The following is a 15154-nucleotide window of genomic DNA, read 5'->3' on the forward strand; positions in this document are numbered from 1 at the left end:
GCAGAGCGCGTGGCGAGAGAGCGGAGCGAGATCGTGACACAGTCCCTGGTTGCCCCGTCCGTCGAGGCACGGATCGCCGAGGAGCTGGGCGTACGGGAGGGGCAGGTGACGGCCGCGGTCGGCTTGCTCGACAGCGGCTCCACGGTGCCGTTCATCGCCCGCTACCGCAAGGAAGCGACCGGCATGCTCGACGACGCGCAGCTGCGCACCCTCGAGGAACGGCTGCGCTACCTGCGGGAGCTGGAGGAGCGCCGGGAGGCGGTCCTGGAATCCGTACGCTCCCAAGGAAAGCTCGACGACGCCCTGGAGGCCCGGATCCGCGGCGCCGAGTCCAAGGCCCGCCTGGAGGACATCTACCTCCCCTACAAGCCCAAGCGCCGTACCAAGGCGCAGATCGCCAGGGAAGCCGGCCTGGAGCCGCTGGCCGACGGGCTGCTCGCCGACCCGGCGGTGGAGCCCGCGGCCGCCGCGGCCTCCTTCGTCGACCCGGAGAAGGGGGTGCCGGACACCGACGCCGCCCTCCAGGGCGCCCGAGCCGTCCTCACCGAGCGCTTCGGGGAGGACGCCGACCTGCTCGGTGAGCTCCGCGAGGAAATGTGGACCAAAGGCCGGCTCGCCGCGAAGGTCCGGGAAGGAAAGGAGGAGACGGGAGCGAAGTTCTCCGACTACTTCGACTGCGCCGAGCAGCTGACCGCGCTTCCCTCGCACCGGGTGCTCGCCATGCTGCGGGGCGAGAAGGAAGATGTCCTCGACCTCACTCTGGAACCGGAGGAGCCCACCGGCGAGCCCGGCCCCACCTCCTTCGAGCGGGCCGTCGCCCGGCGCTTCGGCATCGCCGACCGGGGGAGGCCGGCGGACCCCTGGCTGCTGGAAACCGTCCGGTGGGCCTGGCGGACCCGGATCCTGGTGCACCTCGGCGCAGACCTTCGCGCCCGGCTGCGCTCAGCCGCCGAGGACAGCGCGGTCGGCGTCTTCGCCACGAACCTCCGCGACCTGCTGCTCGCCGCGCCGGCCGGCACCCGCACCACCATGGGCCTGGACCCCGGGCTGCGCACCGGTGTCAAGGTGGCGGTGGTCGACGCCACCGGTAAGGTGACCGCCACCGACACCGTCCACCCCCACGCGCCGCAACGGCAGTGGGCGCAGGCGCTGGCCAGGCTGGGAACGCTGGTCCGGGAACACGGGGTCGAGCTGATCGCGATCGGCAACGGCACGGCCTCCCGGGAGACCGACCGGCTCGCGGAGGAGCTGCTGGCCGCGCTGCCGGACCTCAACCTGACCAAGGCCCTGGTGTCCGAGGCAGGCGCCTCCGTGTACTCGGCCTCGGCGTTCGCCTCCAAGGAGCTCCCCGACCTGGACGTCTCGCTGCGCGGTGCGGTGTCCATCGCCCGCCGCCTCCAGGACCCGCTGGCCGAGCTGGTCAAGATCGACCCCAAGTCCATCGGCGTCGGTCAGTACCAGCACGACCTCTCGGAGGTGAAGCTCTCCCGTTCACTGGACGCCGTGGTCGAGGACTGCGTCAACGGGGTCGGGGTGGACGCCAACACCGCCTCGGCACCGCTGCTGTCCCGGGTGTCGGGGATCGGCAGCACCCTCGCGGAGAACATCGTCGCCCACCGTGACGAGCACGGACCGTTCCGCAGCCGCAGCGCGCTGAAGAAGGTCGCGAGGCTCGGCCCGAAGGCCTACGAGCAGTGCGCGGGCTTCCTGCGGATCCGCGACGGGGAGGACCCGCTCGACGCCTCCAGCGTGCACCCGGAGGCGTACCCGGTGGTGCGGCGGATGGTGCGGGAGACCGGCAGCGAGGTCGCGTCCCTGGTCGGGAACACCGCGCTGCTGCGTTCGCTGAAGCCGGAGACTTTCGTGGACGGGACCTTCGGTCTCCCCACCGTCACCGACATCCTCAAGGAGCTGGAGAAGCCCGGCCGGGACCCGCGGCCGGCCTTCCGGACAGCGCGTTTCAAAGAGGGCGTCGAAAAGATCGGCGACCTGTCGCCCGGCATGATCCTGGAGGGCGTGGTGTCCAACGTGGCCGCCTTCGGCGCGTTCGTCGACATCGGTGTGCACCAGGACGGCCTTGTCCATGTCTCCGCGATGTCCCGGAAGTTCGTCGAGGATCCGCGGGACGTCGTCAAGCCCGGAGACGTCGTCCGGGTGAAGGTGCAGGACGTGGACGTGCCCCGCAAACGCATCTCGCTGACCCTCCGCCTGGACGACGAGCCCGCGGACGCCGCCCGGACCGGTGAGCCGCGCAGGCAGAGCGCCGGGGGCGCGCCCAAGCAGCGTGACCGGCGGGCCGCCCGTGGAACGGGCGGGCGTGCCGGTGCCGGCCGGGACGCCGGCCGCGACGGCCGGCGCCGGGAGGCGGCACCTCCGGGGAACAGCGCCATGGCCGACGCGCTGCGCCGGGCAGGCCTGACCGGCCCGGAAGGCGGCAAGAAGTAGGGCGGACGCGGGCGGGCCGGGGTCCCCCGGCCGGCCGGACACGCCTCACCCGAAGGACGCAGGGGCTCCGCGCGCACGCGTGCGCGCGGAGCCCCTGCGCTTGCACGTCCCGCGCCGGTCGCGCAATGTCGGATCACGTGCGCGGAGCGAGATTCTTCTTGTCGGACTTGCGAGTAACAACCTACGGTCGCGTAACCTACGGTTTCGTAGGTATCAGCGATTCTCTGCCAGGAGCCACCGTGACCCTCCCCGCCCCGCATCTTGCCCAGTCGGCTGAGTGGACCGACGCACGGCTGCTACACGCTCTGGAAGAGGTCGTGGAGAAGGAACTCAACCGCCACCTGCACGTCGCCAAGGAATGGATGCCGCACGAGTACGTGCCGTGGAGCGACGGCCGGAACTTCGACGGCCCGCTCGGCGGCGAGCCGTGGTCCCCGGACCAGTCCAAGGTCACCGACATCGGCAAGATCGCGCTCGTGGTCAACCTGCTGACGGAGGACAACCTCCCCAGCTACCACCACGAGATCGCCAGCCTCTTCGGCCGCGACGGAGCGTGGGGCACCTGGGTGCACCGCTGGACCGCGGAAGAGGGGCGCCACGGCATCGTGATGCGGGACTACCTCCTCACCTCCCGGGCCGTCGACCCGGTCGAGCTGGAGAGGTTCCGGATGGTCCACATGTCCGAGGGCTTCGAAGCCGACTACGGTTACTCGATGCTCCACTCGGTCGCCTATGTCGCCTTCCAGGAGCTGGCCACCCGCATCTCGCACCGCAACACCGGTCATCAGTCGGGGGACCCGGTGTGCGACCGGATGCTGGCCCGCATCGCGACCGACGAGAACCTGCACATGATCTTCTACCGGAACCTGCTGCGCGCCTCGTTCGAGCTCGCTCCGGACCTGACGATGCAGGCGGTACGGGACGTCGTGGTCAACTTCCGGATGCCCGGCCACGGGATGCCGGGCTTCGAGCGGGCGGCCGCCCGGATGGCCATCGGCCAGATCTACAACCTGCGCATCCACCACGACGACGTGATCCAGCCGGTGCTCCGGTACCTGAAGGTCCTGGAGGTGAGCGGCCTCGGCGCGGACGGGCTGAAGGCGCAGGAGGAGCTGGGGGCGTTCATGTCCGGGCTGGACGCGGAGGCCACCAAGTTCGACGAGCGGCTCGCCGCCCGCCAGGCGCGGCGCGCGGCGCGCGGCCTGAGCTGACCCGGCCGCTGCCGGGGGCCGGGCCACCGGGGCCGCTCAGGTCTCTGTCCGGCCCCGGTGGCCGGCTCGGCTACCGTCACCGGCATGACTGACGTGATCGTGATCGGCGGCGGTGTCATCGGGCTGACCACCGCCGTGGTCCTCGCCGAAGCCGGCGCGCGCGTCCGGGTGTGGAGCCGGGATCTCCCCGGGGACACCACCTCCGCGCTGGCCGGCGGCCTGTGCTGGCCCTACCGCATCGCACCGGCGGACCGGGCCCTCGGCTGGGCCCTGCGATCCCTGCGGACCTTCCGGGCTCTCGCCGAGAACCGTGAGGAGACCGGTGTCCGCATGGTCGCCGGGACGATGCGGCCCGGTGGGGTGCCCGCCGCGTGGGCGACGGCGGTGGACGCCCGCCCGGCAGGTCCCGACACGATCCGGGCCCGCGTCCCGCTCATCGACATGCCGGTGTATCTGCACCACCTGCTGCGGAGGCTCTCGGCGGCCGGCGGATCCTTCGAGCAGCGCGGCCTGTCCGCGCTCACGGAGGCGGCGGGAGTCCCCGTCGTGGTCAACTGCACCGGCCTGGGCTCCCGTGAACTGGTGCACGACCCGGCCGTGCGCCCGGTCCGCGGCCAACTGGTGGTCACGGAGAACCCGGGCGTCGAGGAGTGGTACGTCGCTGCCGGGGCCGGTGCTTCCGACACCACTTATGTCCTCCCGCAGCCCTACGGGGCCGTCCTCGGCGGAACGGCCGAGGACGGCGTCGACTCGCTGACGCCGGACCCCGCCGTCGCCGAGGCCGTCGTACGGCGGTGTGCGCGCGTCCACCCGGCGCTCGCCGGAGCCCGGGTCCTTGCCCACCGGGTGGGTCTGCGGCCGTTCCGGCCGAGCGTCCGTCTCGCCGCGGAACTGCTCCCCGACGGCACCCGGTGCGTGCACAACTACGGCCACGGCGGCGCCGGGGTCACCGTCTCCTGGGGATGTGCCGTGGACGGCCTGCGGGCCGCGGAACTCTGAGCCCGGCTTCCGGAACCCAGGCGGCGGCGCCCGGCGTCAGCCCTTCCCGAAGAGGTCCGCGGGGAAAGCACCGGCCTCCGCGGCGCGCAGCGCGAAGGCTCCGGCCAGCTCCGTGAGCCGCTGGACGCCGTCGGCGCCCAGGTGCTCGTACGGAGCGAGGTCGAGACGGTCGGTCTCGTGCTCGATTTCCTTGCGCAGTGCCATGCCGTCCTCGGTCAGTTCGCCGTCCGCGGCCAGCAGGCCGCGTCGCCGCAGCCGGTCCTGGGCCCCGGCCCAGTCCTGCTGCGTCCAGCCGCGGGTCGTCAGCACCCAGGACGGTGTCATGCCGTGACCGCTGGCGGTGTGGCTCACCAGGGCTTCGAGGGGGTCCAGACGCTCCCGCAGCAGCACGGCGAGGTGTCCGTCGCCGCGGTGCTCGCGCAGCAGGGTGGCGGCGTGCCACAGCCGCAGGTGCGGTTCCCGGGGGACCGGGAGGGCGGCGTGCGCTGCGTACAGCGGCCGGCCGTACCAGGCACAGCCCTCTGCGGCACGCAGGGCGAGATCCGCCGCCTCGGTCATCTCCGGGGAGGTCAGGGCGTCCTGGCCCAGCAGACGGTGCAGCATGCTGTCGGTTGCCCGCAGCCGGGCCTCGAGCGCCGCCGCGGGGGTGACGAGCTCCCAGACCCGGGGCACATGACGGGCGACCAGCTCGGGCCTGAAGTTGTAGAAAGTGGCGCTGACGGTGGCCGCACCGACCGCTCCCAGGGGTGCGGCCCGTCCGGCGAAGTACACCGCGCTGGGGTGGTCGACGCCGTGCGGCCGGAGCTCCTTCGCGAGGTCCGGGGCGAAGTACAGCGCCGAGTGCAGAGGATTGAGTGCGCCGTAGCAGTGCCGTCCGGCGCGGGCGGGAAGAGACATCATCCCCGTACGCTACCTGCGGGTAATCGCGGACGGCAGCCGCCTCAGGGTCTGCTGCCGGACGGACCGGGGTCGACGGACCAGCTGAAACGCGGGGTCCGGCGCTCCAGGAAGGCGGCGACCCCCTCGGCCGCCTCACCGTCGGCGAGTGCCTGGCCGGTCCAGTACGCGATCCGGTCCGGGCTCGCCGGGCGGTCCGCGTACTCCTTCGCCGCGCTCTGGGTCAGCTGCGAGCGGCTTGCCAGCACCTCGGTGAACTTCGTCACCCGCTCCTGGAGAGCGTCGGCCGGCCAGACCTCGTCCACCAAACCGGTGCGCAGCGCCCGCTCGGTGCCGATGAGCTCTGCGGACAGCAGCAGGTACTTGGCCGAGGACGGGCCCACAAGCCTTACCAGCCGCTGGGTGGAGGAGGGCGGGTAGACGAGACCGAGACGGGCCGGCGTAACTCCGAAGACGGCGCCCTCGGCGGCGAAGCGCAGGTCGCAGGCAGCGGCGAGCTGACAGCCGCCGCCCACGCAGTGTCCGCGGATCACGGCCAGCGTGGGCTTGGGGAAGGCGGCCAGCGCCTCCTCCGCGGCGGCGGCGAGCTCCCGCGGAGCGGCGTCCCGGCGGAGGCTGTCGATGTCCGCCCCGGCGCAGAAGGTGTCCCCGGCCCCGGTGAGGACCAGCATCCTGACCGCCGGATCGGCGGCGAAGCCGCTCAGCAGGCCGGGCAGCCTCCGCCACATGTCGGGGGTCATCGCGTTACGCTTCGAGGGATGGCTGATGGTGACGGTCGCGACCCCGTCCTCCACCGCCCCGCACACCAGACCGGGTTCCATGAACGCCGATGCTATCGGTGTCCCCCGGCGCAGCCTGTGTGGCGGGTGTCCCGGGGCCCCGGCCCCTGTGCGGAGGAGAGGCGATGCGCCGCAAGGACGAAGTGTCAGGCCGGGGAGGCCGGGAGGAACCGCCGTCCTCCGGGGAGTCCGGGAGCCCGGAGAAGAAGCTGCGCCGCAGCATGGGGCTGCTGACCGCGCTGGGCGCGGTGCTGGCGGCGGCCGGCCTGTTCGGGCTGGCCTACGTGGCGGTCGCCACCGTCACCACGGTGGCGGTCTTCGGCTGGCTGCTGCTGATCGGCGGCTGCGTGGGGCTGCTGCACGCAGCACAGTCACGGGGGGCGAGTCACGTCTGGCTCAGCCTCATCGTTGCTGCCCTGAACCTTGCGGCCGGGGTCATCCTGATCGGTCACCCGGACACCACGGCCGCCGGACTGACCCTGTTCGCCGGTCTGCTGTTCCTTTCCGCCGGGGTGTTCCGTCTGGTCGGCGCGCTGGTCGTGCGCGGTCCGGAAATGTTCCTGACGCTGACACAGGGTGCGTTCGGGGTGCTGCTGGCCGTCCTGGTGCTGGCGCAGTGGCCGGGCAGCACGCTGTACGTGCTGGGCACGTTCTTCTCCCTGGCGCTCCTGTTCGACGGCCTGGGACTCATCGCCACCGGCATCGGAGGTCGGCAACTCCTCGGCATGGCCGGCGAGCAGCGGCCGGCGGACGACGAGCCGCGGTCCTGACCCCTGCGGAGCCCGGGACGCGTGAGCGGAGGAAACGGCTGGCCGGGTGAGCAGGACAGCACCTCTCCCCGGGCCGGCGTGCGAAGCGCATTGCTCATTCTCCGCTCAGAGAGAGAAGGAGCCGGTCGGAAGTCACCTTGTGGCGATCCCTTGTGCGCAGAGCCGCATAAGGCTGTGGCACATGCCCACACTGGTCCGCAGAGTGCGGCACCGTGCTGCACGTGCAAGGGGCCGTGAACCTGGCGGCCGCAACGCGTGAGAGGGGCGGGTTCGCACACCGTGGACAGCCGATCGGGTTCCCTGCAGCAACAGACCGTCGACGGGTGGGGGCACTGCGCCGCCGCATGGCGCTTCACCGTGCCGCCGGTGGACTCCTCGGTACCGCACATCCGACACGCGGTGCGGGATCTCATCCGGCGTCAGGAGGCCCCGGTCTCCGACGACCTGATGCACGGACTTCTGCTGATTCTCTCCGAACTGGTCACCAACGGTGTCCGGCACGCCGCGCTGCTCACCGCCGAGATCGGGGTGGAGGTCGCCTTCCACCCCGGCGGCTGGGTCCGTGTCGCGGTCGAGGACGGCCACCCGTACCGGCCGAAAGCGCTGGATGCGGCGCCGGACCGGGAGCACACCAGCGGCCGGGGACTGCTCCTGGTGAAGGCGTTCACCACCGAGGCCGGTGGCTCCTGTGGTGTGGAGCCCACCGCCGCCGGGGGCAAAGTGATCTGGGCCGCCCTGCCGATGGAGGGGCCGCAGAGCTGACGGCCCGCCGGACCGGCCGGCTCCGGTCACCAGCCGGCCGTGCCACCCGTCACTTCCCGGACCACGGGCCGCGCGGCATCGAGGACGGTCATGAACCACGCCGAGAAGACCCCGTCCGCATGCCGGCGGTCCAGCTCCTCCGGTGAGACGAAGGCGGTTTCCATGACTTCGGCCGGGTCCGGCCGCAGATCCGGGCCGATCAACCCGGTGAAGAGATGGTTGTACTCCTGTTCGATCAGGCCCGAGGCCGGGTCCGGGTGGCAGTAGCGCACCGTGCCCGCCTCCTGGAGCAGCACGGGCGCGGCGCCGAGCTCCTCGGCCGTCCGCCGGGTGGCCGCCAGGAACGGGAGCTCCCCGGGGTACGGATGGCCGCAGCAGGTGTTGGACCAGACGCCGGGGGAGTGGTACTTGCCCAGGGCGCGGCGCTGCAGCAGCATCCGGCCCGCCTCGTCGAAGAGGAACACCGAGAAGGCACGGTGCAGGCGGCCGGGCGGCTCGTGGGCCGAGACCTTCTCCGCGGTGCCGATCGTTCTCCCGGCCTCGTCCACCAGCTCGAGCATGATCGGCTCCGCGGTGGCGGCTGTCCTTGGGGGCATGGGTGCCTTTCTCGGGCTTGGCTTCAGCTCCCGCGGCCATGCCGTCGGCAGCTTCGCCGGTGATCCGGTTTCCGACCAGTGTGCCGCAATCAGTGGCACAGCCCCGGCTCGTGTTCCGCGTGCCCGTGCGGTTCCAGCTGGAACGTGCAGTGCTCGACATCGAAGTGGTCGCCCAGGCACTCCCGCAGGCCGTGCAGTATTTCCTCGTTGCCCACGGCGTCCAGAACGTCCCGGCTCACCACCACGTGAACCGACAGCACGGGCATGCCGGATGTGATCGTCCACACGTGCAGGTCGTGCAGGTCCTCGACTCCCGGGCGGGCGAGAATGTGCCGGCGGACCTCCGCGAGGTCGACGTTCTTGGGCGCCGACTCCAGCAGCACGTCGATGGCCTCCTTGGCCAGCTTCGCCGTCCGCGGCACGATCATCGCCGCGATCAGCAGCGAGGCGACCGGGTCCGCCTGCTGCCAGCCGGTGGTGAGAATCACCAGGGCGGCCAGCACGACGGCGAAGGAGCCGAGCGCGTCGGCCAGCACCTCGAGGAAGGCCCCGCGCACGTTGAGGCTCTCCTTCTGCCCCCGCATCAGCAGCGAGAGCGAAATGCCGTTGAGCACGATGCCGACGAGACCGAACACAATGGTCAGCCCGCCGGGGACCTCGGCCGGATTGCGCAGCCGGTCGATGGCCTCGAAGAGGATGTACCCGCCGACGCCGAACAGCAGCACGCAGTTCAGCAGGGCGGCCAGAATCTCCACCCGCGCCATCCCGAAGGTGCGGCGCTCGTGGGTGGGACGGTTGGCCAGCCGGATCGCGAGCAGCGCCATGCTGATGCCGATCACGTCCGTCGCGACGTGCCCGGCGTCCGCGAGCAGGGCCAGCGAGCCGGTCAGCCACGCGCCCGTGACCTCCACGGCCAGCAGCACGAAGGCGATCCCCAGGGTGATGCGCAGCCGCCCCCGGTAGGCCGCCGCAGCGGTCCCCGGGGTCCGCGGAGCAGGCCCTCCGTGCTGGTGTCCCGCTCCCATGCCGTGGCCTCCACTGTCTGTCGCCGGACTGTCACCACGGCCAGTGAACTACGGGGCAGGGGTATGGGGCAACGCGGCACTGAAGACCGTTGTCATGTGCTGTGACCTGGTCTTCTCAGTTCCCGTGGGCTCCGGGCCGGTACAGGCACCAGCCTTCCCAGGCCGAGGCGACCATGTCCCGGATGTCCTTCCGGGCGGTGAAGCCCAGAGCCTCTCCGGCGAGCCGGGACGAAGCGACCACCGAGGCGGGATCCCCCGCGCGGCGTCCGGTGACCTCCTGGACGGGAACCCGGCCGCCGGTGACCTCGTGGACCAGAAGGGCCATCTCCCGCACCGACACCCCGCGGCCGGTGCCGATGTTCAGGGTGAGGTCCCGCACCGGACCGAGCTGCCGGGCCGCGGCCACGTGGGCCTCGGCCAGGTCCTCCACGTGCACGTAGTCCCGCACACAGGTGCCGTCCGGTGTCGGGTAGTCGTCTCCGAACACCAGCGGGGGCACCCCGTCGGTGATCCGCTCGAAGAACATCGGGATGATGTTGAACACGCCGGTGTCGGCCAGATCCGGGCGGGCGGCGCCGGCGACGTTGAAGTACCGCAGACAGGTGGTGGCGATACCGTGCGCCCGGCCGGCGGCGCGCACCATCCACTCACCGGCGAGCTTGGTCTCGCCGTAGGGGTTCACCGGCAGGCACGGGGTCTCCTCGGTCACCCGGTCGGTGTCCGGGGTGCCGTACACCGCTGCCGAGGAGGAGAACACGAAGCGGCGGACACCCGCCGCGGCGACTGCCTCCAGCAGCACGGTCAGTCCGTGCACGTTGTCCCGGTAGTACTCCAGGGGACGCTCGACGGACTCCCCGACCTGCTTGCGCGCCGCCAGGTGCACCACTCCGGTGATGTGGTGCTCGGCCAGCGTCCGGTCCAGCAGGGCCCGGTCCGCGACGGAGCCGCGCACCGTGGGGATCTCCGGGGCCAGCCGGGAGGCCACTCCGGTGGAGAAGTCGTCCAGCACCACCGCGCGCTCGCCCGCGGCCGTCATGGCCCGCACCACGTGCGCCCCGATGTATCCCGCACCGCCGGTGATCAGCCACGTCATGGGCGAAGCCTAGCGGGGCGTCCCGGGGCCGCGGCTTGTGGGCCCCGGCCGGCTTCGACGATGCTGGAGCGCGCCGGTTCAACACCGGGCCGGTGACCGCCCTCTGAGCGTCGCCGCGCCGATCGGATAACCTCTGCCGTCATGCTGCCGTCCGTGGGGCGCGCCGCAGAGCCCAAGGAGTGAGTTCAGCTGTCCACCGCCATCCTCACCGGTCAGCCGGTAGCCGGGTCCTCCCTGGAGGAAGACCTGCGCGCCCTCGGATTCACCGTCCGGACGGCCGCCGGTCCCGAGGAGGTGAGCGCCGCCCTGACGGAGGTGCCGGCCGGTGAACGGGTGGCTGTCGTCGACCCGCGCTTCACCGGGCACCGGCACAGTCTGCGGCTCGGGCTCACCGACCCGCGGTTTCCGGCCGGGGCCGTGCCCGGTGCCCTCACCGTCCAGCCGCAGGCCCGCGCCGCGCTGGCCGGCGCGCTCGTTGCCGCGCCCGTCGGAGCGGGCGCACCGGAGGCGCACCGGGACGTACTGCCGGACCGGCTCGCCGACCGGCTCGCCGCCGAGGGCGTGCCCGTGCACCGGCCGGAGCTCGGCACCCTGGTCGGCGCGGTGCCCGGCACCGCCGACGCGCGGTCCGCCGCCCTCGCCGCGGTCAAGGCGGTGGACGAGGAGGCCGTCCGGCTGCGCAGCGCCGTGAAGTCCCGTGACGGCTTCTTCACGACCCACTGCGTCAGCCCTTACTCGCGATACCTCGCACGCTGGTGCGCCCGCCGTGGTCTGACTCCCAATCAGGTCACGACCGCTTCTCTGGTCACCGCGCTGATCGCGGCGGCCGCCGCGGCGACCGGGACCCGGGGCGGCTTCGTGGCGGCCGGACTTCTGCTCATGCTCTCCTTCGTGCTCGACTGCACCGACGGCCAGCTGGCCCGGTACTCGCTGCAGTACTCGACGCTCGGCGCCTGGCTGGACGCCACCTTCGACCGGGCCAAGGAATACGCCTACTTCGCGGGTCTGGCGCTCGGCGCGGCCCGCGGCGGTGACGACGTGTGGGTGCTCGCGCTCGGCGCGATGGTGCTGCAGACCTGCAGACACCTGGTGGACTTCGCCTGGACCGAGGCGTCCGAGGACTCCGGCGGTGGGAGCAGCAGTCGCGCGGCGGCCCTGTCCGGGCGGCTGGACCGCGTCGGCTGGACCGTGTGGCTGCGGCGCATGATCGTGCTTCCGATCGGTGAGCGCTGGGCCCTGATCGCCGTGCTCACGGCGCTCACCACGCCGCGGATCACCCTTGTCGTCCTGCTCGCCGCCGGCGCGTTCGCTGCCTGCTACACCACCGCCGGCCGGGTTCTGCGCTCCCGGGCAGCGGCCGGCCGGAGCGACCGGTCCGCCCGGGCGCTGGCGGACCTCACGGACAACGGCCCGCTCGCGGACCTGATCGCCGCGGTGCGGCCCCGTCCGGGAGGCGGCTGGTCCGCTCCCGTGTGGGCCCTGGCCGGAGCGGTGCTGCTGACCGGATACCTGCTGCTGCCCGGCGGCGCCGGCAGCTGGTACGCGGTGGCCGTCGGCGCCCTCTACGCGCTGTGCGCCGGCCGGGCTTCCGCCGCTGTGCTCACCGGCCCGCTGGACTGGCTGCTCCCGCCGCTGTTCCGGGCTGCGGAGTACACCGCGATTCTGCTGCTCGCGGCCCACAGCGGGGTGAACGGTGCATTGCCGGCGGCGTTCGGTCTGGTGGCCGCCTGCGCATACCATCACTACGACACCGTGTACCGCCTCCGCGGCGGCGCCGGGGCTCCTCCTCGCTGGCTGGTCCGGGTGACCGGCGGGCACGAGGGTCGCACCCTGGTGGTCGTCACCGCTGCCGCCCTCTGGGCGTCCGGGGAGGGCTTCACACTGGCGCTGGCGGTCCTCGCCGGGACCGTGGCGCTCCTGGTGCTGGCGGAGAGCATCCGGTTCTGGGTCTCCTCGCAGGCACCCGCCGTACACGACGAAACAGGAGAACCCGCATGATCGGCCTGGTACTGGCCGCCGGCGCCGGACGGCGCCTGCGTCCCTACACCGACACCCTGCCCAAGGCGCTGGTGCCGGTGGGACCGGAAGGCGGCAGCGATGAGCCGACCGTGCTCGACCTGACACTGGCGAACTTCGCCGAGGTGGGGCTGACCGAGGCGGCTGTCGTCGTGGGCTACCGCAAGGAGGCCGTCTACGCACGTCAGGCCGAGCTGGAGCGGAAGTACGGAGTCACGCTCACCCTGATCGACAACGACAAGGCCGAGGAGTGGAACAACGCCTACTCGCTGTGGTGTGCGCGCGACGTGCTCGCCAGGGGCGTGATCCTGGCCAACGGTGACACCGTGCACCCGGTGTCCGTGGAGCGCTCCCTCCTCGCCGCCCGCGGCGAAGGCCGGCAGATCATCCTGGCCGTCGACACGGTCAAACAGCTGGCCGACGAGGAGATGAAGGTCGTGGCGGACCCGGACAAGGGGGTCCGGACGATCACCAAGCTCATTGATCCCGAGCAGGCGACCGGCGAGTACATCGGCGTCACCCTGATCGAGCCGGAGGCGGCGGCGCCCCTTGCCGACGCGCTGCGCACCACCTTCGAGCGCGACCCGGACCTCTACTACGAGGACGGTTACCAGGAGCTCGTGAACCGCGGCGCGCGCATCGACGTCGCCCCGATCGGTGACGTGCCCTGGGTCGAGATCGACAACCACGAGGACCTCGCCAGGGCCCGGGGGATCGCGTGCCGCTACTGACCCGGCTGATCCCCTCCCCCCTGTCGGTCGACATCAGGCCCGGGGCGCTGGACGATCTGGCCGGCCTGCTGGCGGACCGGCGGATCGCTCCCACCGGGAAGCTCGCCTTCGCCATCAGCGCCGGCTCGGGGCGTCTGCTGCGGGAGCGACTGGCGCCCGCCCTGGACGGAGCCGACTGGTACGAGGTCGGCGGCGGGACGCTGGACGACGCCATCGAGCTGGCCGGGGCCATGAAGTCCGGCCACTACGACGCGGTGGTCGGGCTGGGCGGCGGGAAAATCATCGACTGTGCCAAGCTCGCCGCGTCCCGGATCGGCCTGCCGCTGGTGGCCGTCGCCACCAACCTGGCGCACGACGGTCTCTGCTCGCCTGTCGCCACCCTCGACAACGACGCGGGGCGCGGCTCCTACGGGGTGCCCAGCCCCATCGCGGTCGTCATCGACCTCGACGTGATCCGGCAGGCCCCGGCCCGCTTCGTCCGCTCCGGTATCGGTGATGCGATCTCCAACATCTCCGCCGTCGCCGACTGGGAGCTCGCCCACCGGGAGCGGGGCCAGTCCATCGACGGGCTGGCCGCCGCGATCGCCCGGCAGGCCGGCGAGGCCGTGCTGCGGCACCCCGGCAGCTGTGACGACGACGCCTTCCTCACCGCGCTGGCGGAGGGCCTGGTGCTCACCGGTATCGCCATGTCCGTGGCCGGTGACAGCCGGCCGGCCTCCGGCGCGTGCCACGAGATCAATCACGCCCTCGATCTCCTGCACCCGCAGCGCCGCGCCCCCCACGGAGAGCAGTGCGGTCTCGGTGCGGCGTTCGCCATGCACCTGCGGGGCGCCCGGGCCGAGACCCGGTTGATCGTGGAGACCCTGCGGCGGCACCGGCTGCCCGTACTGCCGGGAGAAATCGGCTTCAGCGACGACGAGTTCGTCCAGGCCGTGGAGTTCGCACCCCGGACCCGCCCCGGCCGCTACACCATTCTTGAGCACCTCGACCTGACCACCGACGAGATCAGGGACACGTACGCGGACTATGTCAAAACCATCGGTAGCTGAACTGCGCCCCGTCGTCCATCCCGACGGGGTCAAGGACCGGCGCAGCGGCGAACACTGGGCCGGCCGGCTGTACATGCGGGAGATCTCGCTGCGCTGGACCAGACACCTGGTCGGTACCCGGATCAGTCCCAACCAGCTCACCTACCTGATGGTGCTGGCGGGCGTGCTGGCGGGTGCCGCCCTGCTGGTCCCCGGCCTCACCGGCGCCCTGCTCGCGGCCCTGCTGATCCAGCTCTACCTGCTGCTGGACTGCGTGGACGGGGAGGTGGCCCGCTGGCGGGGACAGACCTCCATCACCGGGGTGTACCTGGACCGGGTCGGGCACTACCTGGCCGAGGCCGCGCTGCTGACCGGTTTCGGTCTGCGGGCCGCCGACGTCTTCGCCCAGGAGGGGACCTCCGCGAACTGGATGTGGGCCTTCCTCGGCACCCTGGCCGCCCTCGGCGCAATCCTGATCAAGGCCGAGACGGACCTGGTCGACGTGGCCCGGTCCCGTGGAGGGATGCCGGCGGCCCGGGAGGACGCGGTCACCCCCCGTTCCTCCGGCCTGGCGCTGGCCCGCCGGGCCGCCGCCGCCCTCAAGTTCCACCGGCTGGTCGGCGGCGTCGAGGCGTCCCTGCTCATCCTGCTCGTCGCGGTGCTGGACCTCACCAGGGGAGATCTTTTCTTCACCCGGCTCGGGGTGGCGGTCCTCGCGGCGATCGCGGTGGTGCAGACCGTACTGCACCTGGTGTCGATCCTTGCCTCGAGCAGGCTCCGGTGACCGCGGTGGGCACGGAAC

14 protein-coding genes are annotated in these 15154 nt (G+C 72.1%); 9 read left to right on the forward strand and 5 right to left on the reverse strand.

The window, feature by feature from the left end:
* The first annotated feature begins 33 nt into the window (after window positions 1-33).
* From PJ985_RS19625 to PJ985_RS19635, 3 genes are all read left to right on the forward strand, one after another.
* Window positions 34-2445, forward strand: coding sequence for a Tex family protein (locus PJ985_RS19625; protein WP_271685168.1), 2412 nt, complete (start codon window positions 34-36; stop codon window positions 2443-2445).
* Window positions 2446-2684: 239 nt separating this feature from the next.
* Entirely contained in the window at window positions 2685-3656 is a 972-nt protein-coding gene (locus PJ985_RS19630) for an acyl-ACP desaturase (protein WP_271685169.1), read from the forward strand.
* An 84-nt stretch (window positions 3657-3740) separates the two neighbouring features.
* Window positions 3741-4655 carry an FAD-dependent oxidoreductase gene (locus PJ985_RS19635; RefSeq protein WP_271685170.1) on the forward strand — a complete coding sequence of 305 codons (915 nt, stop codon included), beginning with the start codon at window positions 3741-3743 and terminating at the stop codon, window positions 4653-4655.
* Window positions 4656-4691: 36 nt separating this feature from the next.
* Here PJ985_RS19635 and PJ985_RS19640 read toward each other — a convergent pair whose 3' ends face one another.
* Both PJ985_RS19640 and PJ985_RS19645 read right to left on the reverse strand, forming a co-directional pair.
* Window positions 4692-5555, reverse strand: a complete 864-nt coding sequence (locus PJ985_RS19640) for an SCO6745 family protein (protein WP_271685171.1) — start codon at window positions 5553-5555, stop codon at window positions 4692-4694.
* Window positions 5556-5596: 41 nt separating this feature from the next.
* The gene (locus tag PJ985_RS19645) at window positions 5597-6373 is read right to left on the reverse strand and encodes an enoyl-CoA hydratase/isomerase family protein (protein WP_271685172.1); all 777 of its coding nucleotides are present in this window, start codon (window positions 6371-6373) and stop codon (window positions 5597-5599) included.
* 83 nt (window positions 6374-6456) lie between these two features.
* On the opposite strand from PJ985_RS19645, the gene PJ985_RS19650 reads away from it, so the two are divergent.
* Both PJ985_RS19650 and PJ985_RS19655 read left to right on the forward strand, forming a co-directional pair.
* The gene (locus PJ985_RS19650; RefSeq protein WP_443033534.1) at window positions 6457-7101 is read left to right on the forward strand and encodes an HdeD family acid-resistance protein; all 645 of its coding nucleotides are present in this window, start codon (window positions 6457-6459) and stop codon (window positions 7099-7101) included.
* 300 nt (window positions 7102-7401) lie between these two features.
* The gene (locus PJ985_RS19655) at window positions 7402-7863 is read left to right on the forward strand and encodes an ATP-binding protein (RefSeq protein WP_271685251.1); all 462 of its coding nucleotides are present in this window, start codon (window positions 7402-7404) and stop codon (window positions 7861-7863) included.
* 26 nt (window positions 7864-7889) lie between these two features.
* Here the strand turns inward: PJ985_RS19655 and idi are convergent, their stop codons facing one another.
* The 3 genes from idi to galE form a co-directional block, all read right to left on the reverse strand.
* The gene (gene idi, locus PJ985_RS19660; RefSeq protein ID WP_271685173.1) at window positions 7890-8459 is read right to left on the reverse strand and encodes an isopentenyl-diphosphate Delta-isomerase; all 570 of its coding nucleotides are present in this window, start codon (window positions 8457-8459) and stop codon (window positions 7890-7892) included.
* An 89-nt stretch (window positions 8460-8548) separates the two neighbouring features.
* On the reverse strand, window positions 8549-9484 hold the full coding sequence (locus PJ985_RS19665) for a cation diffusion facilitator family transporter (protein ID WP_271685174.1): 936 nt from the start codon (window positions 9482-9484) through the stop codon (window positions 8549-8551).
* 115 nt (window positions 9485-9599) lie between these two features.
* A complete protein-coding gene (galE, locus tag PJ985_RS19670; protein WP_271685175.1) occupies window positions 9600-10577 on the reverse strand; it encodes a UDP-glucose 4-epimerase GalE in 978 nt (325 codons plus the stop codon).
* Window positions 10578-10766: 189 nt separating this feature from the next.
* Here galE and PJ985_RS19675 point away from each other — a divergent pair, with 189 nt between their 5' ends.
* From PJ985_RS19675 to PJ985_RS19690, 4 genes are read left to right on the forward strand one after another with little or no spacing between them, the layout of a single operon-like run.
* Window positions 10767-12575: a DUF5941 domain-containing protein gene (locus PJ985_RS19675; protein ID WP_271685252.1), complete on the forward strand. Its 1809-nt coding sequence runs from the start codon at window positions 10767-10769 to the stop codon at window positions 12573-12575.
* Window positions 12572-13324 (forward strand): phosphocholine cytidylyltransferase family protein, encoded by a 753-nt coding sequence (locus tag PJ985_RS19680; protein WP_271685176.1) that lies wholly within the window; start codon window positions 12572-12574, stop codon window positions 13322-13324. The genes PJ985_RS19675 and PJ985_RS19680 overlap by 4 nt, the downstream gene beginning before the upstream one ends.
* Window positions 13312-14373 (forward strand): iron-containing alcohol dehydrogenase family protein, encoded by a 1062-nt coding sequence (locus PJ985_RS19685; protein ID WP_271685177.1) that lies wholly within the window; start codon window positions 13312-13314, stop codon window positions 14371-14373. The genes PJ985_RS19680 and PJ985_RS19685 overlap by 13 nt, the downstream gene beginning before the upstream one ends.
* On the forward strand, window positions 14351-15136 hold the full coding sequence (locus PJ985_RS19690; protein ID WP_271685178.1) for a CDP-alcohol phosphatidyltransferase family protein: 786 nt from the start codon (window positions 14351-14353) through the stop codon (window positions 15134-15136). Before PJ985_RS19685 ends, PJ985_RS19690 begins: the two co-directional genes overlap by 23 nt.
* Window positions 15137-15154: the final 18 nt, after the last annotated feature.

Origin of the sequence: Streptomyces sp. ACA25, from assembly GCF_028200735.1 — a bacterium.
Lineage (GTDB): Bacteria > Actinomycetota > Actinomycetes > Streptomycetales > Streptomycetaceae > Streptomyces.

What these genes read in the sequence shown, in the direction of transcription:
- galE (WP_271685175.1), bottom strand. Translation starts at nt 10,577, where the DNA reads ATGACGTGGCTGATCACCGGCGGTGCGGGATACATCGGGGCGCACGTG.
- PJ985_RS19680 (WP_271685176.1), top strand. Translation starts at nt 12,572, where the DNA reads ATGATCGGCCTGGTACTGGCCGCCGGCGCCGGACGGCGCCTGCGTCCC.
- PJ985_RS19635 (WP_271685170.1), top strand. Translation starts at nt 3,741, where the DNA reads ATGACTGACGTGATCGTGATCGGCGGCGGTGTCATCGGGCTGACCACC.
- PJ985_RS19645 (WP_271685172.1), bottom strand. Translation starts at nt 6,373, where the DNA reads ATGGAACCCGGTCTGGTGTGCGGGGCGGTGGAGGACGGGGTCGCGACC.
- idi (WP_271685173.1), bottom strand. Translation starts at nt 8,459, where the DNA reads ATGCCCCCAAGGACAGCCGCCACCGCGGAGCCGATCATGCTCGAGCTG.
- PJ985_RS19690 (WP_271685178.1), top strand. Translation starts at nt 14,351, where the DNA reads ATGTCAAAACCATCGGTAGCTGAACTGCGCCCCGTCGTCCATCCCGAC.
- PJ985_RS19640 (WP_271685171.1), bottom strand. Translation starts at nt 5,555, where the DNA reads ATGATGTCTCTTCCCGCCCGCGCCGGACGGCACTGCTACGGCGCACTC.
- PJ985_RS19650 (WP_443033534.1), top strand. Translation starts at nt 6,457, where the DNA reads ATGCGCCGCAAGGACGAAGTGTCAGGCCGGGGAGGCCGGGAGGAACCG.
- PJ985_RS19665 (WP_271685174.1), bottom strand. Translation starts at nt 9,484, where the DNA reads ATGGGAGCGGGACACCAGCACGGAGGGCCTGCTCCGCGGACCCCGGGG.